Source organism: Streptomyces sp. NPDC017890 (genome assembly GCF_044328675.1).
In the GTDB taxonomy this organism is placed as follows: domain Bacteria; phylum Actinomycetota; class Actinomycetes; order Streptomycetales; family Streptomycetaceae; genus Streptomyces.
The window spans coordinates 333449-352272 of record NZ_JBIRHU010000002.1; the positions used below are offsets into that span (position 1 = coordinate 333449).

Here is an 18824-nt window from a genome sequence, read left to right on the forward strand (position 1 = left end):
CTCCTCGTCGAAGGGGGTGGTGGTGCCCCCGGAGCGACAGAACCCGGAAACGCCAGGCGCCCCGGGCCTTGTCGGCCCGGGGCGCCTGGGAAGTCGCTTGTCAGTTGCTCAAGCAGCACGACCATGGCAGCCGGTGGGCCGGTTGCCATAGGTAAAGAGGAAGGTCTGGTGCGTGAGCATGGGGTCAGTATGCCCCGGGGACGGACGGTGTCCAAGCCGGTTCGCATGGTGAGACATGGGGGCGGGCGGCCGTGGCGCCGCAGGCGGGGCGGGGCGGCCTGACCGTCTCGGTAGAATCAGGAGTACAAGACCCCCGCCCGACCGCCGGAAGGCACCCCGTGTCATCAGCGACTCCCGCTGCCGCCGCCCCCGACACCGTCCTGGTCGTCGACTTCGGCGCGCAGTACGCCCAGCTCATCGCCCGTCGTGTCCGCGAGGCGCGGGTCTACAGCGAGATCGTGCCGAGCTCCATGCCGGTCGACGAGATGCTCGCCAAGAACCCGGCGGCCATCATCCTCTCCGGCGGCCCCTCGTCGGTGTACGAGCCCGGCGCCCCGACCCTGGACCGCTCCCTGTTCGAGGCGGGCGTCCCCGTCTTCGGCATGTGCTACGGCTTCCAGCTGATGGCGCAGACCCTCGGCGGCACCGTCGACAACTCCGGCGCCCGTGAGTACGGCCGCACCGACCTGTCGGTCTCCAAGTCGTCCTCCACCCTCTTCGAGGGCACCCCGGCCGAGCAGGCCGTGTGGATGTCCCACGGCGACGCCTGCTCCGCCGCGCCCGAGGGCTTCACCGTCACCGGCTCCACCTCCGTCGTCCCGGTCGCCGCCTTCGAGAACGACGAGAAGAAGCTCTACGGCGTCCAGTACCACCCCGAGGTGATGCACTCCACGCACGGACAGCAGGTGCTGGAGCACTTCCTGTACCGGGGCGCGGGCCTGAGCCCGGACTGGACCACGGGCAACGTCATCGAGGAGCAGGTCGCGGCCATCCGTGAGCAGGTCGGCGACAAGCGCGCCATCTGCGGCCTGTCCGGCGGCGTGGACTCCGCCGTCGCCGCCGCCCTCGTCCAGAAGGCCATCGGCACCCAGCTGACCTGCGTCTACGTCGACCACGGCCTGATGCGCAAGGGTGAGACCGAGCAGGTCGAGAAGGACTTCGTCGCCGCGACCGGCGTGCAGCTGAAGGTCGTGGACGCCGAGGAGCGGTTCCTCAAGGCGCTGGCCGGGGTCTCCGACCCCGAGGAGAAGCGGAAGATCATCGGCCGCGAGTTCATCCGGGTCTTCGAACAGGCGCAGCTGGAGATCATGCAGGAGGACGGCCCCGAGGTCGCCTTCCTCGTCCAGGGCACGCTCTACCCGGACGTCGTCGAGTCCGGCGGCGGCACCGGCACCGCCAACATCAAGTCCCACCACAACGTGGGCGGCCTCCCCGACGACATCGAGTTCGAGCTGGTCGAGCCGCTGCGCCAGCTGTTCAAGGACGAGGTCCGGATGGTCGGCCAGGAGCTCGGCCTGCCCGACGAGATCGTCCAGCGCCAGCCGTTCCCGGGTCCGGGCCTCGGCATCCGGATCGTCGGCGAGGTCACCAAGGAGCGGCTCGACCTGCTCCGCGAGGCCGACGCCATCGCCCGCGAGGAGCTGACCGCGGCCGGCCTCGACCGTGACATCTGGCAGTGCCCCGTGGTGCTGCTCGCGGACGTCCGCTCCGTCGGTGTCCAGGGCGACGGCCGCACCTACGGCCACCCGATCGTGCTGCGACCCGTCTCCTCCGAGGACGCGATGACGGCCGACTGGTCCCGGCTGCCGTACGACGTGCTCTCCAAGATCTCGACACGGATCACCAACGAGGTCAAGGACGTCAACCGGGTCGTCCTCGACGTGACCTCGAAGCCGCCGGGGACGATCGAGTGGGAGTGATCCCCGGCCCTACGCGCGCCTGACCGTGCGCAGGGGCTCCCCGGGCTGCCAGACCTGAACGACCAGGCAGGCGCCCTCGACGCAGGTCCGCACGACCTCCGTCAGCTCGGTACGGAAGAGGTGGAACGGCTCTGGCGGTTCCACCTCTTTCACGTACGCCCCCCGTGCCTCGGGGTCCTCGACCTCGACCGCCCGGCCGCCGATCCGCACGTCCCCGCCGCCCATGCCGGTGCCGTCCCCCGGGTTCGCCTGCAGCGCGAACCGCGGATCGCGGCGCAGGTCGAGCGCCTTCAGAGAGCCCGGCATCATGCCGAGCCACAGCTCGCCGCCCAGGAAGCGCACCTCCAGACCGGTGGTGCGGGGCGAGCCGTCCCTGCGCAGGGTGGCGAGGGTGTGGTGGGTGTACGCGCCGAAGCGTGCCTCGACAGTGGCGGCCAGTGCGGGTTCGGCGGTGGTGAAGTCGGCCCAGTTGGCGGCGATGCTCGATGTCATGCACCGAGTGTGGACCCGATACCCGACACCATGTGTCGGGTATCGAACCGATCCGGAATCCGCCCGCGCTCAGCAATCCTGGGGTCAGCCGTTCCTGGGTTCAGACGTTCCCGGGTCGAGGCGTTCCTGGGTTCAAAAGTGCCTGGGTTCAGAAGTCCCTGAGTACGGCCGCCTTCGTCACGGCGAACTCCGCGTCCGTGAGAACGCCGCTGCGATGCAGCTCGCCCAACTCGCGCAGTCGGCGCAGCAGGACGTCGTGATGATCCGCCGGGGACCGTACGGCCGGTGCCGGCGGTACGGCGGATGCGAGCCGCCGGGGCGGGGGCCCGCTCCCGGTGTCCGCGCCGTCCGCACGGGTCGACGGATGCGGGAGCCGGGCCGTGACCGCGGTGGCGATCAGCGCGGTGAGCAGATCGCGACGCGCGCTTCCCCACAGGGCCAGGGCGTACGGGTCCTTCTCGGGCGGCAGCGTGGAGAGCACCGTCTCCCGGGTCACGAACCGCAGGAAACCGTCCTCGGACCCGGAGTTGGGCAGCCACTCGACCTGCGTCAGGTCGCCGACGTCGATGACCCGCGGGCCGGTGGCGCGCTTGACCCGGTCGGATGTGTCGGCCCAGTCGACCCGCACCCGGGTGCCGTCGAAGGAGACCGTGCCGTCGGAGGAACGCACCGAGACCGGCACCGGCGGCCCGGGCAGCAGGTAGGTCTTGGTGGGTTCCTTGGGGACCTGGTCGAGGAGCAGCGCCTGGCGGATCTCCTCGGCGACGTACTCGGCGACCCCGCAGCGGTCGGCCTCCACCGTCAGCCGGTACGGGTCCGCCGCGTCGGGCAGCCGGCCGCCGGTCGCCTGGAGGAGTGGGTCGGCGCCCTCGCGCAGTCTCAGACGCAGCCGCCCGCGTTTGCGTTCCGGCTCGAAGACGATGCCCGCGACGGCCTCCAGCGGCACCGAGACCTCTCCGTACGTCTGCCGGAACAACGGCACCGAGCGGTGCAGACCCGGCGTGATCCGGACCGTGCCGCCGTCGAACGCCCAGGTCCCGTCCCGCTGGATGATCTCGGCCATAAGGGAATTCTCGCAGCCGGGTCAACACGACGGTCCGCGTGTCACCCGCGCTGAGCAGAGCGGACCGGGGGCGGCAGGCGCGCAGGGGGCTGTGTACGGCACAATCCGCAGTCGTCCCACGGGACTTACGAGTTCTGCCGCGGGCGGAGCCGGAGTTGTCGATACTGGGTTTTCGCAGGGTTCGGGAAGGCGGGCGTCGGGCGTGGCGGTGCAGGAGGCGAGACGCGGGAGCGGCTCGGACAAAGATGCGTACGAGGCGGCGCACGGGGGCGGCTGCACCTGCGGGGACTGTCCGCACGGCGCCCGTGAGGGGCACCGCCGGGCGGTCGCCGCGTTCCTGCTCAGGCGGGACGAGTTCGCGGCCGGACAAGGGCTGCCGGCCGCGGTGGCCCACTCACCTTCCGCTTCCCGGCAGTGGGTCTCGGAGGAGCTGACCCAGTCCGCGGGGCTCGTCGCCGAACGCGGTCGCGCCGAGGGCCGCGCCTGGCTCGCGGGCCTGGGGCGCCGCACGGCGGCCGTCGTGTGGGCCGCGGTCGTGCTGCTGCTCCTCGGACAGTCGCTCACCGCGATCGGTGCCGGCTGGACGGCGGCGCGCACCGCCGGGCTCTCGGCTGCGCTGGTCGTGGCCGGTGCGCTGACGGCGGCGTCGTGGTTCCACCGGGCACGGGGCGGGGCGCTGGCCCCGGTCATCGGCGAGGACAACCGTCTGTCCACGTCCCGGGCCGTGGCGGCCCTCTGGGTGCTCTTCGTCGCCTACGCGGTACTCGTCCTGGCCGGACAGCTGGCGGTTGCCTCGGGCCACGGCCGGCGGGACGCGCTGATCTCCGGGCTCGAACTCGCCCGCGGCGCCGGAGCGGTGACCGTGCTCGCGGTGGTGTGCGGGATCGCGGTCCTGGTGCGGCGGGTCGTCGGACTGCGGGTGCTGGGGCAGCGGCTGCAGAAGGTACGGGCGGACCGGCCACGCGCGGCCGACCTGCTGACGGACGACGCGGGACGCGGGACCTTCGCCGACATCCAGTACGTGGTGATCAGCACCGTCGCCCTGGTGTTCGCGGCGGTACGGCTGGCCCGGCGCCCGGAACAACTGCCCGACCTGCCGTGGGGGCTGGCGATCCTGGTGCTGGTCTCGGCGGCGACCTACGTGGCGGGGAAGTACGCGGAGGGCGGGCGTCCCGTGATCCTGTCCGTGGTCCGGGCGCGGGAGGCCGGCGATCTGGACGCGCCGATCCGCACCGGTGACGACATCGAGATCCGCGGCGCCGGTTTCGTCCCACCGGGTGCTCAGCGCGCGGACCGGCTGTCCCGGATGGTCGTCCGCATCGGCGCGGTCAACGTCCACGTGCCCCTGGTCCCCGTGACCGGCGGCTTCAGCAACCCCACGGACGACCTGCTGACGGTCCCCGTGCCGGCGGACGTGGAACCGGGCCGCGTGGACGTCCAGGTGGTCACGAGCGCGGGCGTGGAAACCAATCGGTACGCCATCGACGTGACGGACTGACACACCGCCGCCGAGACCGCCGCCGAGTCCACTGCACCGGGCCCGCTGCCGACCGGCGATCCGTCGAAACGGCAGCCTCTCGAAAACGGCAGCCTCTCGAAAGCGGCAATCTGTCGAAAGCGGCAGTCTGTCGGAACCGACAGGAAGAAACCGGTCGAAGAAGGATTGAGCGAGGCCTGCACGTCGTACGTATGGGTCGTACGTATGGTCTGTTGAGCGGGTCTCGGCACGCGCGGGCGAGAGGCGGCTGGCAAAGATGACTCACGGCATGCGGACGGATGCGTACACCTCGCACCCGGGCGGCGGCGACTGGCGGGACCAGGCCACCCGGTACGCCCTCCTGCCTCTGCGGATCTTCCTGGGTGTCACCTTCATCTACGCGGGCCTGGACAAACTCACCGACAGCGCCTTCATGAACGACGCGGGCGCCGGCTCCGTCGGCGACATGATGCGTACCGTCCGCGATTCCTCGGCCATCCCTTCCCTGGTCGACCTGGCCCTGAAGAGCCCCGCCGGTTTCGGTTACGCCATCGCGCTGGGCGAGCTGGCCGTCGGCATCGGCACCCTGCTCGGACTGCTGACCCGCCTGGCGGCGCTCGGCGGCGCGCTGATCTCACTCAGCCTGTGGCTGACCGTCAGCTGGGCCTCCGACCCGTACTACTACGGCAACGATCTCGCCTACCTCATGGCCTGGGTCCCCCTCGTCCTCGCGGGCGCCCCGCTGCTCTCGGTGGACGCCGCCCTGCGCTCCCGACGGCGCCAGCGGACGGGCGGGTACCGGTAGGTCCGCAGCCGGTAGGTCCGCAGCCGGCAGGTGCGGCAGCGCACGCCTTGTCGGCGGAGCCTGCGGGCGGAGTGCTCCTCGGGACCCTCCGCGCCCTGCGTGAACACTTGCTCCCGCAATGTTCACGCCCAGCTCATGTGAGCCGCCCGACCCGAGGCTGGCCGACGGTACGTCCGTGAGCCGTGTCCCGCGGGAGCCGGCGCCCGGCAGGGCCGTACTCCGTGGGGCGGCCGCCCAGGCATCGACGGTCCGAGCACCGTCAGCCGTTCAACCGGGGAGGTCCGCCCGGGGCTCGTCCCCTCTCGCCGCGTGGAGTGCACCGCGGCGTCGGTGTACGGACCGGGTCAGGAATCCGACCGCTCCCGCCAGACCGAGGCCGCCCATGACGACGGGGATCACCACGAACCACGGCGTGTCCCAGAGATCGCCCGCGTCGCCGGCGTAGATGACGCCCGCCAGGGTCAGGAAGACGCCGGCGACCAGCCGTCCGGGCTGGAACCTATGACGCAGCACGGGTCACCTCCGCCTGGCCGACGCCGACCTGGAGGTCGAGGTCGAGCGTGCCGGTGTCCTTGCCGCCCGTGGTGGGGGACAGGGTGACCTCCTTGTGCTTGCCCGGTGCCACGTCCACGTCCTTCTTGTCGTCGCCGGGCAGCTGGATGTCGCCCACGCCCACCTCGACGCTCAGCCGCACGGTCACGTCCTGCGGCACGATGACCCGTATTCGGCCCACGCCCACGTCGGCCCGAGCGGTGACGGTCTGGCCTTCGGTCAGGTCCAGCCGGGACAGGTCGAGGGTGCCGCTGCCGGTACCGATGTCGTACTGCTCGCGCACGCCGGCCACCGTCGTGGGCTCCCAGGTGGTCCGGACCCATTCGGTGCCGACGTCCTTCGGCAGGGCGGCCGATCCGGCGAGCAGTCCCGCCGTGATGATCGCCAGGAAGATCGACCCGGCTCCCGTGCGCCCCAGGAAGGCGCTGACCGCGATACCGACGCCGAAGACGGCGAGCGCACAGGCCAGGCCGGTCTGCAGACTGGTGCCGAGTGGGTGTTCGTCCCAGGTCAGCCGGGTGCCGAGGAAGCCGGCGAGCAGGGCGAAGAGGAACACCCAGCCGCCGATGCCGCGGGTGCCGCGCGGCTGAGGAGACCTCGAGCAGCGGTCGCCCGCAGCGACGCGGTCGCCGCTCTGGATCCCGCGGCCGATGTTGACGGCCGCCGCGATGTCCCGGTCCTCGGAGTCCGGTGGGCCCCACAGATAGCCCGTCCCGCCGACGTGGCTGCCGTCCTTGACCATGGGGTCGCGCCACCAGGAGGGCCAGGTGAACATGATCGGGGGTGCCTGGGCCTCCGGCGGGGCGTCGGCGACGGCCTGGGCGGAGAGGGGGTCGGGGTCGGGAGCCTTCCGCTGGCGCGACCAGTACCCGGCGCCCGCGAGCAGGAGGGAGAGTATGACGGCGAAGGTCAGCACCCCGCCGTTGTTCAGCATGGTCAGGAAGACCCCGCAGCCGACCAGGGCGAACAGCACGGCCGCCAGCGCCTGGCCGTCGACCCGGCCGGTCAGCAGCTTGCGCACCTCGTTCTCGTCCTCGTCGTCGTAGGGGACGAAGAGCCAGGCGAAGCCGTAGAAGATGAGGCCGATGCCGCCGGTCGCGGAGAGCACCGCGAGGGTGATCCGGAAGATCACAGGATCGATGTCGCACTGCCGTCCGAGGCCCGCGCACACCCCGGCGAGCGTTTTGTGCCGCCGGTCGCGCCGGAACTTGTGGGGAGGACCGGGGACATCGGTGCCGGCGGGAACGCCCGCGTCGGCTGCGTCGCCCCCCGCGGTGGGCGCGGCACCCGCGGCATCCGCGGCGGGCGCGGCGGCCTGCGGTCCGGCGCCCAGCGGTGGGCGCGGGCCGAGGCCGGGTCCCGGACCCGTCGCGGCGTGCTCGTGATCTGTCATGAGTCCATGGTGACGGGCGCGGCACCGGGACGGCAGTCGGTTCGACCCTGGTCGGACCCTGATATCGGCCCTGATGCGGCGCCGGGGGAGTGTTCGGAGCACGGGCGGCCCGAAGATCAGGGGAGTCTCGGGGACCGACCCTGATGCTCCGGTTCCCCCGGCCGTGTGACCATCAGTGTCATGCCGGAAGCCGCAGCAGCACCACTCGTCGAACCGCGGCCGCCGCGCAAGCTCTACCGCAGCAGCGACGGACGCTGGCTCGGTGGCGTGGCGCGGGGGCTCGCCGGACACCTCGGGCTGCCCGTCATCTGGGTACGGTTCGCCTTCGTCGGCCTGTTCATGGCCGACGGCCTCGGCGCGCTGCTGTACGCGGCCTTCTGGTTCTTCGTACCGCTGGGCGTCGGCGGCGTCGACGCCCAGCGGCCGCCGTCCCTCGTCACCGCCGAGACCTCGCCGGACGGCCGCCGCAGACTCGTCACCCGCAAACCGGACAAGGGCCAGATCGTCGCCCTGCTTCTCATGGTCGTCGTGGCCCTGGTCTTCGTGGGGAACGTCGATCTCGGCGGCGGAGCCAGGGCCTACCTCTGGCCGACCGTACTCGTCGGCGCGGGCGTGGCCCTCGTCTGGCGCCAGGCGGACAACGCACGCCGGGCCCGCTGGGCCGAGGTGGGGCGCCATCGGCGCACCGTCACCCTGCTGCGCACCGTCGCCGGCGTCCTGCTGGTGACAGCCGGCGTCACCGGCATCTTCGTCCTCCAGGGGTCCGCCGCACACCTCGGCTCCGTTCTCCAGGCGGCCCTCGCCGTCCTCGTCGGGATAACGCTCCTCGCGGGCCCCTACCTGGTGCGCATGACGCAGGACCTGTCGGAGGAGCGGCTGATGCGCATCCGGGCCCAGGAGCGTGCCGAGGTCGCCGCGCACGTCCACGACTCGGTGCTGCACACCCTGACCCTGATCCAGCGCAACGCGGAGAACGCGGGCGAGGTGCGCCGCCTGGCCCGGGCCCAGGAGCGCGACCTGCGCGCCTGGCTCTACAAGCCGGAGGGCAATGGCAAGGACGAGGACGACGAACCCACCACCCTCGCCGAGGCCGTGAAGCGCAATGCCGCCGAGGTCGAGGACAAGCACGGCGTCCCCATCGAGGTCGTGGTCGTCGGCGACTGCCCGCTCGACGAGAGAATCAGCGCACAGATGCAGGCCGGACGCGAAGCGATGGTGAACGCCGCCAAGTACGGTGGCGAGGGCGGCGCCGTTCAGGTCTTCGCCGAAGTCGAGGGCAGGACGGTCTTCGTGTCCGTCCGGGACCGCGGCCCCGGCTTCGACCTCGACTCGATACCCGCCGACCGCATGGGCGTCAGAGAATCGATCATCGGCCGCATGGAGCGCAACGGCGGCACGGCGCGGCTGCGCGCGGTGCCGGACGGCGGCACGGAGGTCGAGCTGGAGATGGAGAGGGCGGAGAAGACGTCATGAGCGACGCGACCGAGGCGAACGGAACAGTGGGAGCGGGCGAGGCGGCCCAGCCCGCACAGCCGGCGAACGGCGGCGCGGGGGAGCGCCACGTGCGTGTGGTGCTCGTCGACGACCACCGTATGTTCCGCACCGGCGTCCAGGCCGAGATCGGCCAGACCTCGCAGACCGGTGTGGAGGTCGTCGGCGAGGCCGCCGACGTCGACCAGGCCGTCACGGTCATCACCGCGACCCGGCCGGAGGTGGTCCTCCTCGACGTACACCTCCCAGGGGGCGGTGGTGTCGAAGTCCTGCGCCGCTGCGCCCCCTTGATGAGCGACGCCGAGCAGCCCGTCCGCTTCCTCGCCCTGTCCGTCTCGGACGCGGCGGAGGACGTCATCGGCGTGATCCGCGGCGGTGCCCGGGGCTACGTCACCAAGACGATCACGGGCACGGACCTGATCAACTCCGTCTTCCGCGTCCAGGAGGGCGACGCCGTCTTCTCCCCGCGTCTGGCCGGCTTCGTCCTCGACGCGTTCGCCTCCACCGACGCCCCGCCGGTCGACGAGGACATGGACCGCCTCACCCAGCGCGAGCGCGAGGTGCTCCGTCTGATCGCCCGAGGCTACGCGTACAAGGAGATCGCCAAGCAGCTCTACATCTCGGTGAAGACGGTCGAGTCCCACGTCTCGGCGGTCCTCCGCAAGCTCCAGCTGTCCAACCGGCACGAGCTGACGCGGTGGGCGACGGCGCGGCGGCTGGTGTGACCGTCGGGGGGTGCGTCACGGGGTGCGGCCGATGAAGGCGAGCAAGCGAGTCTGCACGTCGGCGCTGTCGGATACCTCGATCCGCGGGCCGTACTGACCGCCGGTGCGCAGCAGTTCGTCGAGCGGCAGCATCCCTTCGAGCAGCTGGGCGCACTTGCCGGGGTCGAGGCTCTCGTCCTGGCCGGTGGCCCGTGCCAGGTCCCAGGTGTGCATGAAGACGTCGGAGGTGTAGAAGCGGTCGACCGCCTGGTCCAGTGGGACCTCTCCGATGTGCGGATTCGACAGCACTTCCTTTGCCGTGGCGGGGTCGTCGAGGAGGGCCTGCACGCCGTCGCTGTGCACCGTCCAGGCTCCGACCGGGTCGTCGTCCACCGACGGACCCTTCGGCAGTTCGATTCCGGCGCCGGACTTCAGGAAGGCGGGGAACCACTCGACGAGGTGGCGCACCACGTCCCGGGCGACCCAGCCCTCGCACGGAGCGGGACTTTCCCAGGCGCCCGCGGACACCCCGCGTACCCGTTCGGTGAAGTCCCGGGCGATCCTGCGGTGCTCATCGGCGGCCGCCCTGCCGCGGAGCAGTTCGTCGAGTCGTTCGTGGCCTTCCCGGATGCCGCCCTCCGCCCCGCCGGCCAGCATCGCGTCGCGGGCCTCGACGGAGTCCATGAGTGACTTGGCGACCAGCCGGGTGCGGCCACCGAGGTCCTCGAAGACGGCCGTCTCCAGGCTGACGCTGTCCGGCGTGTCCTCGTAGGTGAAGGTCTGGACGATGCGCTCGTCGCGGCGTACCTCGTGGAACACGCCGTGGTAGCCGTACTCTGTCCCGTCGTCCGCGCGGTGTACGTAGCGGTACGACCCGCCGCTGCGCGCGTCGTACCGGTCGATCCGCATGGTGAGCCGACGCGGGCCGAGCCACTGGACGACCAGGCCGGGGTCGGTGTAGGCGCGGAACACCCGCTCGGGCGGAGCGTCGAACTCCCGGGTGATCAGGATGGTGGGGAGGGTGGGGTCGGCCTCGATTCGGGTGCCGTCGCGGGGACCGGGCGTGGGGTTGCTCATGATGCTGCTCCCTCCGTCGTGATGCTCGTCGTCGGTTGCTCGTCCATTCCCTCGAGGACGGCGTCCAGGCGGCGGAAACGGTCCTCCGCCTCCTGCCGGTACCGCTCGATCCATTTCGTCATCAGGTCGAAGACCTTCGCCTCGAGGTGGCAGGGCCGTCGTTGGGCGTCCCTGCTGCGACTGACCAGACCGGCGTCCTCCAGGACCCTGATGTGCTTGGAGACGGCCTGGAGGCTGATGTCGTACGGGTCGGCCAGTTCGTTGACCGTGGCGTCCCCGGCGGCAAGACGGGCCACGATGTCACGCCGGGTCGGGTCGGCCAGTGCGGCGAACACCTGGGTCAGCCGGTCGTCGGACACCTCACACCTCACACCTCAGGTTGTAAACTGATTGGTTGAATAAATCTACGGACGTCATCGCCGTGTGGTCAACCCGTCGGTTGAATAACGCGGGACTCGAAGCTCAGGCCCCGGAGTCCTCGGTTCGCCGTCGAGGGGGCGGCCTGGACCGCTTTCATCGCGTACGCGCGTACCGGCGCTCGGAACGGGGGGCGAGTCCTGTCTCTCTGATGCAGGCCCTCACCTGCGGCTTTGCCCGACGCCGTTCACTCGCCGCGCGGGCTCGTGGCCCGTCGGCTGCGGGACAAGCTGCCGCCCACCCCAACGCCCTCCATGGACCGGGAACCGGTACCGGCCGTCGCCGAGCCCCGCCTCCTCGGCCGTCTCATGCCGGAGTGCACCGAGTGCGGCGTACCGGGGCCTCCCGCCGCCTTCGCCGGTGGGCTGTGCCAGGGCTGCCGTACCGTCGCGCCGCGTGGTGATGCCCGGTACGCCGTCGAGAAGGCTCCGCCGGTCGCCGAGTCCCGCGCCGTCGCCCTCGCCCGCGAGGCGGCACTCGCCGCCCCTGACCGACGCCGCCGAGCCGTCACGCCACCCGCGTAGCCCCCGCGAACGGCATCTCGTCGACGGGGGCGACGCGGACCGGGGCCGAGGGGTTCGGGGCGTGGATCATGCGGCCGTTGCCGATGTAGATGCCGACGTGACTGATTCCCGGGTAGAAGAACACCAGGTCCCCCGGACGCAGTTCGGACCGTGAGACGCGGCGGCCCGCGTCGATCTGGGCGTAGGTGGTGCGGGGGAGGGAGACGCCGGCCGCGCGGTAGGCGGCCTGGATGAGGCCCGAGCAGTCGAAGGCGTCGGGGCCGGTCGCGCCCCAGACGTAAGGGCTGCCGATCTTCTGGTGGGCGTAGGTGACGGCCGCAGCCGCACGGGAGCCGGGGGCCTGGGCGGAGGAGGCGGACAGGGAGGCCCGGGGGTCCGCCGAGGAGCGCGAGGCGCGGTCGCCGGTGCTGTCGTCGAGGCGGGCGCGTTCCTCGGCCGTCAGCCGGGACAGCAGGCGGCGGGCCGCTCCGAGCTTGCCGGTGATGGTCTCGCGGTGGCGTTCCAGCTCGGCCCGGCGCGCCGTCAGGGAGGTCACCTCGACGCGCGCGGCGCCGCGCAGCTGCTCGATGTCCCGCAGTTCCTTGCGTGCCCGGCCGACGGCGGCCGTCTGCCTGCTGCTCGCCCGCTCGGCGAACGCGGCGCCGTCGAGGTACTCGTCGGGGTCGGAGGAGAGGGCGAGCTGCAGCGCCGGATCGAGGCCGCCACTGCGGTACTGGGCGGCGGCGACCGAGCCCAGCGCCTCGCGCGCCGAGTTCAGCCGGAGCTCCTTGCGGGCTGCTTCGTCCCGCAGTTCTTCCAGGCGCTCTTCGGCGGCGTCCGCCTTCTCCTTCGCGCCGTTGTACTTCTCGGTGACGATCTCCGCCTCCTGGTAGAGCTTGTCCACCTCGGCCTTCACCTGCGTCGGCGTCGGCTCCGGGTCGGCGTGCCCGGTCCCGCCCAGGCTCGCCGCGGTGGCCGCGCCCGCGAGGGTGATCGTGGCCGCCGTACGGGCTCTCCCGCCGCCCGTCATGCGCTGTCGCGGCCTGCGGTGCGTTCCCACCTGCGATCCACGTCCTTCCGTACGGCTCGACTCCGGTTGCCTGGGGGGTGGACGCTAGGCGTGGCGGTGGTGGCCAGGTGACGGGATGCGCGGAAGTGGCGGTACCGGACCGGACGGTGACCGTATGTGAGCAGGGTCCTCTTCTGGGGTCGTCGTCTTCACGCAGGGTGATGACCGATGTGCCGGATCGGGGGCGGCTGAGGGGTGTGTGGTGTTATGGGGCCGCATGTGCGGGGCGAGTGCCGCGCAGCGCCCCGCGTCCGGGCGGGCCGGTGTCGGAGGGTGTCCGGGGCCCTCATTAGGCTCCGGCCCCATGGACGTACTCATCCACATCTTCGTCGGCCTGCACATCATCGGCATCGCGTCGCTCCTCGGGGGCTTCCTGACCCAGATGAAGGCGATGGGCCAGGGCACGGCCCGTTTCGTTCCGGCGATGCTGCACGGCGCGCTGACGATGCTGGTCACCGGCGTGGCCCTGGTCGGTCTCAACCAGGCCGACGACCAGTCCGTCGACAACATCAAGATCGGTGTGAAGCTGGCGCTGCTGATCGTGATCCTCGGCCTGGTCTACGTGAAGCGCGACGACGAGAAGGTGGAGAAGCCACTGTTCGGCCTGGTGGGCCTGCTGACCGTGGCGAACATCTTCATCGCCGTGCTGTGGACCTGAGGGCCGCCGCGTCCGCGTCCGTGGCCGGGGACCGCAGCCCGGCCCTGGCCTGGGCGACCGCCCCCGCCGCGACCGCCAGCCACGCGGCCACCGCGAACCACAGCAACGCGTGGCCGGGCGCGTCCAGCCACGGGACGTCGATGACGGCGGCGACGGACAGCGTCGCCGCCGCCGTCATGCCGAGCGGGAAGACGGTCGACCAGCGGCGCACGTCGTAGCGGATCCGGGGCCACGCGATCTCGGCGGCGAGCAGTACGGCGTACCAGGCGAGGTCGAGGGCGAGCAGGAAGACGGTCACGTCGTGCAGGACGGCGTAGTCGTCGTTGTTCCACAGGTGCATGCCCGTCCCGGCCGCCGCGAGCAGCTTGGCACCGGCGAGCGCCGAGATGGCGAGGGCGCCGCCCGCCACCCAGTGGTCCCCCGAGCCCCGGGCCACCTGCCGCAGATCGAAGCGGAACAGCGCGATCAGGTAGAGCACGATCCCCAGCCAGAACGGCACCACGGACGCGTACGCCAGCCAGGGCGTCGAGGTGGCCGCGGCCAGTGTGGCGCCGAGCACGGCGAGACCCTCCGTGGCCACGCAGCCCAGGAACACCGCGCCGGGCATCCTGCGCCCCCAGTGCCGTACGACCAGGAGCAGCAGCACCGGCCACAGCAGCGCCGCCAGTGCCAGCAGGGCCGACGCCAGGACCGGCCGGTCGAGCAGCGAGAAGCGGGTGCCGAGCACGGTCGTCGCGGCGACGGCGGTGAGCGCGCCCGGCGTCCCCGCTCGCGTCACCCACTGCGCGCGCTCGACCAGGAGCAGGTAGACGAAGTTCGCCGCCAGCGTCAGCCAGGCGGCGCAGGCCAGGACCAGGGCGATCCGGGACAGGATCTCGTGGCCCGTCAGGTGCAGGGCGACCGACAGGATGCCGGTCGCCATCACCGCGGCCCCGGCCGCCGGCGGACGCTGCGCCCACCAGGCGCGCAGCGGGTAGGGGGAGGTGGGTGAGGTGCCGGATGACATGGGCCCGATGCTAGAGAGCCGCGAGGGTCAGGCCGGGCGCACCACGCTGTGGATCGACGACTCGCCGTCGTAGAAGATCGATTCCTCACGGACGTACGCGCCCGGCTTCGGGGCGTGGATCATCATGCCGTTGCCGATGTAGAGACCGACGTGGCTGAGGTCGTCGTAGAAGAAGACCAGGTCACCGGGGAGAGCCTGGGACACGGCGACCGTCGTGCCGGCGTCGACCTGGTCGTAGGTGGTGCGCGGCAGCGTCACCCCGGCGGCCTTCCAGGCGGCCTGGGTGAGGCCCGAGCAGTCGTAGGAGCCGGGGCCCGTGGCGCCCCAGACGTACGGCTTGCCGATCTGGGTGCGGGCGAAGGCGAGCGCCTTGTCGGCCTTGGCGCCGTAGGAGGAGTCCGGTGCGGCGGACCCGGTTTCCGTACCGGTGCCACCGGAGCCGGCGGATGATCCGGAGGAGCCCGGGGCGGCGTCGCTCTCCTGCTGGGCGGCCTCCTCCTGCCGCTCGCGCTCCTCGGCCTGCCGCTTCGCGAGCTCCGCGGCCTTGCGGGCGGCCTCTTCCTGCTTCTTCCTCTCGATCGCCGCGAGCCGGGCCTTCTCCTCGGCGGTCAGCTCCGACAGCAGCTCGCGCGCGGTGGCGAGCTTCTTCTGGACGGTGCTCTTGGCCGTCTGCAGGTCGTTCTGCGACTCGGTGAGCGTCTCGAGGCTCTCGGTGGCCTCCCGGCGCTTCTCCATCGTCGTGGACTGCTGCGTGGCGTAGTCGTCGACCGCGTCCTTCTGGCGGCCGGTGAGCCGGCTCATCAGGTGGTTCTGGTCGAAGTAGTCCTGCGGCGAGTCCGCGAGCAGGAAGGTCGCGGTCTCCGGGACCGCGGCACCCGTGCGGTACTGGGCGGAGGCGAAGGACCCCAGCTCCTCGCGCGCCTCGTTGAGTTTCTGGGTGCGCTTGGCGACATCGTCGAGGAGGGTGTCGACGCGCTTGCGCTGCTTGGCGGTCCTCTCCTTGGCCGCGTTGTACTTCTCCGTCGCGGACCCCGCCTGGCGGTACAGGTCGTCGACCTTCTTCTCGACCTCTTCGAGGCTCGGCCTGTCGTCGTCCGACGGTGCGGCGGTGGCCGTCTGGGACAGCAGGGCGACGGAGGTGAGGGCCGCCGTGGCGAGGGCGGGGGTCCGTATGCCTGCGACGCGCGTACCCGCGGGGCGCGACTTTCGGTGCGACGCCAAGGAGGCGGCTCCTTCCACGCTCCGCCTGCCGGGCCGGCGGCCGGGGTCCCGGGCCTTTCGGGCCCTGGGGAGGGCTCGGGCGGCGTGGTCCGGCAGAGTCGCCCTACGGCGGGTCAGGGCAGCCCTCGGCGGGTCCGCCCTCGGCGGGTCCAGTCGAGGGCAGGGCGGCCGATTCACCCCAGGTTCCCCTGTCGGGTCCCCGGCTCCGGATGCCGTTGCGGGCACGCCGGACTCGGCGGAGGCCGCGCGGCCCGGCGACGTTCGCCGGAGGGGGGCGTGCGGCCTGCCCGCACCGTAGCCAACTCGTGTGGCGCCTGTGAAGGTTGGTGGGTGATATGCCCGATACATTTTCGTGACCTCCGGCGAAGGCGTCACTCTTCGTCTCACGGCCTGTCGCAGGGCGTGCCCGGTGCCGGGATACCGGCCATTTTCCGGGGTGGCGGCGGGTTGTCGGTGCGGCGCCCTAGACTCGGAGAGCGATGAGCAGCCTCTTTGACGACAGCTTCCTGGCGAGCCTCCAGACCCCGCGCGGTCACGAGGAGGAACCCCCGCCGCCCGAGGACGATCACGGACCGGAGCCGGTCCCGCACGATCTGTTCGGCGGGAAGTTCGACGCGCCGCCGGACCGGGACACCCACTACCGCGACGGCGCCCCGCGCCCCGCCCTGGACGCCGCCGCCCTCCTGGACGGGCTGAACGACAACCAGCGCGCCGCCGTCGTGCACTCCGGCTCCCCGCTGCTCATCGTGGCCGGGGCAGGCTCCGGCAAGACCCGGGTCCTCACCCACCGCATCGCCCACCTGCTGGCCGAGCGGAGCGTCCACCCCGGCCAGATCCTCGCGATCACCTTCACCAACAAGGCCGCGGGCGAGATGAAGGAGCGCGTCGAGCAGCTCGTCGGCCCGCGCGCGAACGCGATGTGGGTGATGACCTTCCACAGCGCGTGCGTCCGCATCCTGCGCCGCGAGTCGAAGAGGCTCGGCTTCACGTCCTCGTTCTCGATCTACGACGCCGCGGACTCCAAGCGTCTGATGGCGCTCGTCTGCCGTGACCTGGACCTGGACCCCAAGCGTTTCCCGCCCAAGTCCTTCAGCGCCAAGATCAGCAACCTGAAGAACGAGCTGATCGACGAGGAGGACTTCGCCGCGCAGGCGGCCGACGGTTTCGAGAAGACCGTCGCCCAGGCGTACGCCCTCTACCAGTCGCGGCTGCGCGAGGCCAACGCCCTCGACTTCGACGACCTGATCATGACGACGGTCAACCTGCTCCGCGCCTTCCCGGACGTCGCCGAGCACTACCGCCGCCGCTTCCGGCACGTCCTGGTCGACGAGTACCAGGACACCAACCACGCCCAGTACTCCCTCGTGCGCGAGCTGGTCGGCACCTCCGAGCACCCCGTCGACGTGCCGCCCGAGGCCGAGGTCCCGCCCGCCGAGCTGTGCGTGGTGGGCGACGCCGACCAGTCGATCTACGCCTTCCGCGGCGCCACCATCCGCAACATCCTCCAGTTCGAGGAGGACTACCCGGACGCGACGACGATCCTCCTCGAGCAGAACTACCGCTCCACCCAGACGATCCTCACCGCGGCCAACGCGGTCATCGAGCGCAACGAGTCCCGCCGCCCCAAGAACCTGTGGACCAACCAGGGCGCCGGCTCGCAGATCACCGGGTACGTCGCCGACACCGAGCACGACGAGGCGCAGTTCGTCGCCGACGAGATAGACCGCCTCACGGACGCCGGCGAGGCGAAGGCCGGAGACGTCGCCGTCTTCTACCGCACCAACGCGCAGTCACGTGTCTTCGAAGAGGTCTTCATCCGCGTCGGCCTGCCCTACAAGGTCGTCGGCGGTGTCCGCTTCTACGAGCGCAAGGAGGTCCGGGACGTCCTGGCCTACCTGCGGGTGCTGGCCAACCCCGAGGACTCGGTCCCGCTGCGCCGCATCCTCAACGTCCCCAAGCGCGGCATCGGCGACCGCGCCGAGGCCATGATCGACGCCCTCTCCCAGCGCGAGAAGATCAGCTTCCCGCAGGCCCTGAAGCGGGTCGACGAGGCGTACGGCATGGCCGCGCGCTCCGCGAACGCCGTCAAGCGGTTCAACACGCTCATGGAGGACCTCCGGACCATCGTCGAGTCCGGTGCCGGACCGGCGACCGTCCTGGAGGCGATCCTCGAACGCACCGGCTACCTCGCCGAGTTGCAGGCCTCCACCGACCCGCAGGACGAGACCCGCATCGAGAACCTCCAGGAACTCGCGGCCGTCGCCCTGGAGTTCGAGCAGGAGCGGGCCGAGGGCGAGGAGGCCGGCACGCTGGCCGACTTCCTGGAGAAGGTCGCGCTGGTCGCCGACTCCGACCAGATCCCCGACGAGGAGGACGGCGACGGCGTCGTCACCCTGATGACCCTGCACACCGCCAAGGGCCTGGAATTCCCGGTCGTCTTCCTCACCGGCATGGAGGACGGCGTCTTCCCGCACATGCGCGCCCTCGGCCAGGCCAAGGAACTGGAGGAGGAGCGGCGGCTGGCGTACGTCGGCATCACGCGCGCCCGTGAGCGGCTCTACCTGACCAGGTCGACGCTGCGCAGTGCCTGGGGGCAGCCGTCGTACAACCCGCCCTCCCGCTTCCTGGAGGAGATCCCGGCCCCCCACCTGGAGTGGAAGCGGACCGGGGCGAACGGGCCCGCGCCCTCCGCGCCGGTCTCGGGCGTGGCGGCCTCGCTGTCGTCGTCCCGCTCCCGCTCCTCGGCGTCCGGCGCCTCCGGCTTCGCCACGCGCCGGTCCTCCTCCGCCGAGCAGGCGACGGTCTCGCTGTCGGTCGGCGACCGTGTCACGCACGACCAGTTCGGTCTCGGGACGGTGGTCGGGATCAAGGGCACGGGGTCGAACGCCGAGGCGACGATCGACTTCGGCGACACCAAGCCGAAGCGGCTGCTGCTTCGGTACGCGCCGGTGGAGAAGCTCTGAGGGCGGGTCGCGGG

17 protein-coding genes are annotated in these 18824 nt (G+C 71.6%); 8 read left to right on the top strand and 9 right to left on the bottom strand.

Annotated features, from left to right (window positions below; genetic code table 11):
- The first annotated feature begins 338 nt into the window (after positions 1 to 338).
- Entirely contained in the window at positions 339 to 1919 is a 1581-nt protein-coding gene (guaA, locus tag ACH4F2_RS04470) for a glutamine-hydrolyzing GMP synthase (protein ID WP_398131163.1), read from the top strand.
- 9 nt (positions 1920 to 1928) lie between these two features.
- Here the strand turns inward: guaA and ACH4F2_RS04475 are convergent, their stop codons facing one another.
- Together ACH4F2_RS04475 and ACH4F2_RS04480 are read right to left on the bottom strand one after the other, a co-directional pair.
- Entirely contained in the window at positions 1929 to 2411 is a 483-nt protein-coding gene (locus tag ACH4F2_RS04475; RefSeq protein ID WP_398131164.1) for a pyridoxamine 5'-phosphate oxidase family protein, read from the bottom strand.
- 148 nt (positions 2412 to 2559) lie between these two features.
- Positions 2560 to 3474 (bottom strand): DUF4429 domain-containing protein, encoded by a 915-nt coding sequence (locus ACH4F2_RS04480; protein WP_398131165.1) that lies wholly within the window; start codon positions 3472 to 3474, stop codon positions 2560 to 2562.
- 202 nt (positions 3475 to 3676) lie between these two features.
- On the opposite strand from ACH4F2_RS04480, the gene ACH4F2_RS04485 reads away from it, so the two are divergent.
- Together ACH4F2_RS04485 and ACH4F2_RS04490 are read left to right on the top strand one after the other, a co-directional pair.
- Complete coding sequence (locus ACH4F2_RS04485) at positions 3677 to 4972, top strand: hypothetical protein (protein WP_398131166.1); 1296 nt, start codon at positions 3677 to 3679, stop codon at positions 4970 to 4972.
- A 256-nt stretch (positions 4973 to 5228) separates the two neighbouring features.
- Complete coding sequence (locus ACH4F2_RS04490) at positions 5229 to 5756, top strand: DoxX family membrane protein (RefSeq protein WP_398131167.1); 528 nt, start codon at positions 5229 to 5231, stop codon at positions 5754 to 5756.
- A gap of 267 nt (positions 5757 to 6023) precedes the next feature.
- Here the strand turns inward: ACH4F2_RS04490 and ACH4F2_RS04495 are convergent, their stop codons facing one another.
- A complete protein-coding gene (locus ACH4F2_RS04495; RefSeq protein ID WP_398131168.1) occupies positions 6024 to 6269 on the bottom strand; it encodes a hypothetical protein in 246 nt (81 codons plus the stop codon).
- The gene (locus ACH4F2_RS04500; protein ID WP_398131169.1) at positions 6256 to 7701 is read right to left on the bottom strand and encodes a PspC domain-containing protein; all 1446 of its coding nucleotides are present in this window, start codon (positions 7699 to 7701) and stop codon (positions 6256 to 6258) included. Before ACH4F2_RS04500 ends, ACH4F2_RS04495 begins: the two co-directional genes overlap by 14 nt.
- A gap of 180 nt (positions 7702 to 7881) precedes the next feature.
- Between ACH4F2_RS04500 and ACH4F2_RS04505 the strand changes: the two genes are divergently transcribed.
- A complete protein-coding gene (locus ACH4F2_RS04505) occupies positions 7882 to 9174 on the top strand; it encodes a PspC domain-containing protein (RefSeq protein WP_398131170.1) in 1293 nt (430 codons plus the stop codon).
- Positions 9171 to 9917 carry a LuxR C-terminal-related transcriptional regulator gene (locus ACH4F2_RS04510; RefSeq protein WP_398131171.1) on the top strand — a complete coding sequence of 249 codons (747 nt, stop codon included), beginning with the start codon at positions 9171 to 9173 and terminating at the stop codon, positions 9915 to 9917. The genes ACH4F2_RS04505 and ACH4F2_RS04510 overlap by 4 nt, the downstream gene beginning before the upstream one ends.
- Before the next feature lie 15 nt (positions 9918 to 9932).
- Here ACH4F2_RS04510 and ACH4F2_RS04515 read toward each other — a convergent pair whose 3' ends face one another.
- A complete protein-coding gene (locus tag ACH4F2_RS04515) occupies positions 9933 to 10973 on the bottom strand; it encodes a TIGR03086 family metal-binding protein (RefSeq protein WP_398131172.1) in 1041 nt (346 codons plus the stop codon).
- Positions 10970 to 11332, bottom strand: a complete 363-nt coding sequence (locus ACH4F2_RS04520; RefSeq protein ID WP_398131173.1) for an ArsR/SmtB family transcription factor — start codon at positions 11330 to 11332, stop codon at positions 10970 to 10972. Before ACH4F2_RS04520 ends, ACH4F2_RS04515 begins: the two co-directional genes overlap by 4 nt.
- Before the next feature lie 231 nt (positions 11333 to 11563).
- On the opposite strand from ACH4F2_RS04520, the gene ACH4F2_RS04525 reads away from it, so the two are divergent.
- Complete coding sequence (locus tag ACH4F2_RS04525) at positions 11564 to 11914, top strand: hypothetical protein (protein ID WP_398131174.1); 351 nt, start codon at positions 11564 to 11566, stop codon at positions 11912 to 11914.
- On the opposite strand, the gene ACH4F2_RS04530 is transcribed toward ACH4F2_RS04525, so the two are convergent.
- Positions 11898 to 12953, bottom strand: coding sequence for an NlpC/P60 family protein (locus tag ACH4F2_RS04530; protein WP_398131175.1), 1056 nt, complete (start codon positions 12951 to 12953; stop codon positions 11898 to 11900). The genes ACH4F2_RS04525 and ACH4F2_RS04530 overlap by 17 nt on opposite strands.
- A gap of 313 nt (positions 12954 to 13266) precedes the next feature.
- Here ACH4F2_RS04530 and ACH4F2_RS04535 point away from each other — a divergent pair, with 313 nt between their 5' ends.
- On the top strand, positions 13267 to 13620 hold the full coding sequence (locus ACH4F2_RS04535; RefSeq protein WP_398131176.1) for a hypothetical protein: 354 nt from the start codon (positions 13267 to 13269) through the stop codon (positions 13618 to 13620).
- On the opposite strand, the gene ACH4F2_RS04540 is transcribed toward ACH4F2_RS04535, so the two are convergent.
- Entirely contained in the window at positions 13598 to 14626 is a 1029-nt protein-coding gene (locus ACH4F2_RS04540; protein WP_398131177.1) for a tellurite resistance/C4-dicarboxylate transporter family protein, read from the bottom strand. The two genes, ACH4F2_RS04535 and ACH4F2_RS04540, sit on opposite strands and share 23 nt — an antisense overlap.
- A 27-nt stretch (positions 14627 to 14653) precedes the next feature.
- A complete protein-coding gene (locus tag ACH4F2_RS04545) occupies positions 14654 to 15847 on the bottom strand; it encodes an NlpC/P60 family protein (RefSeq protein WP_398131178.1) in 1194 nt (397 codons plus the stop codon).
- Between the two features lie 479 nt (positions 15848 to 16326).
- On the opposite strand from ACH4F2_RS04545, the gene pcrA reads away from it, so the two are divergent.
- The gene (gene pcrA / locus ACH4F2_RS04550; protein WP_398131179.1) at positions 16327 to 18810 is read left to right on the top strand and encodes a DNA helicase PcrA; all 2484 of its coding nucleotides are present in this window, start codon (positions 16327 to 16329) and stop codon (positions 18808 to 18810) included.
- The last annotated feature ends 14 nt before the right edge of the window (positions 18811 to 18824 follow it).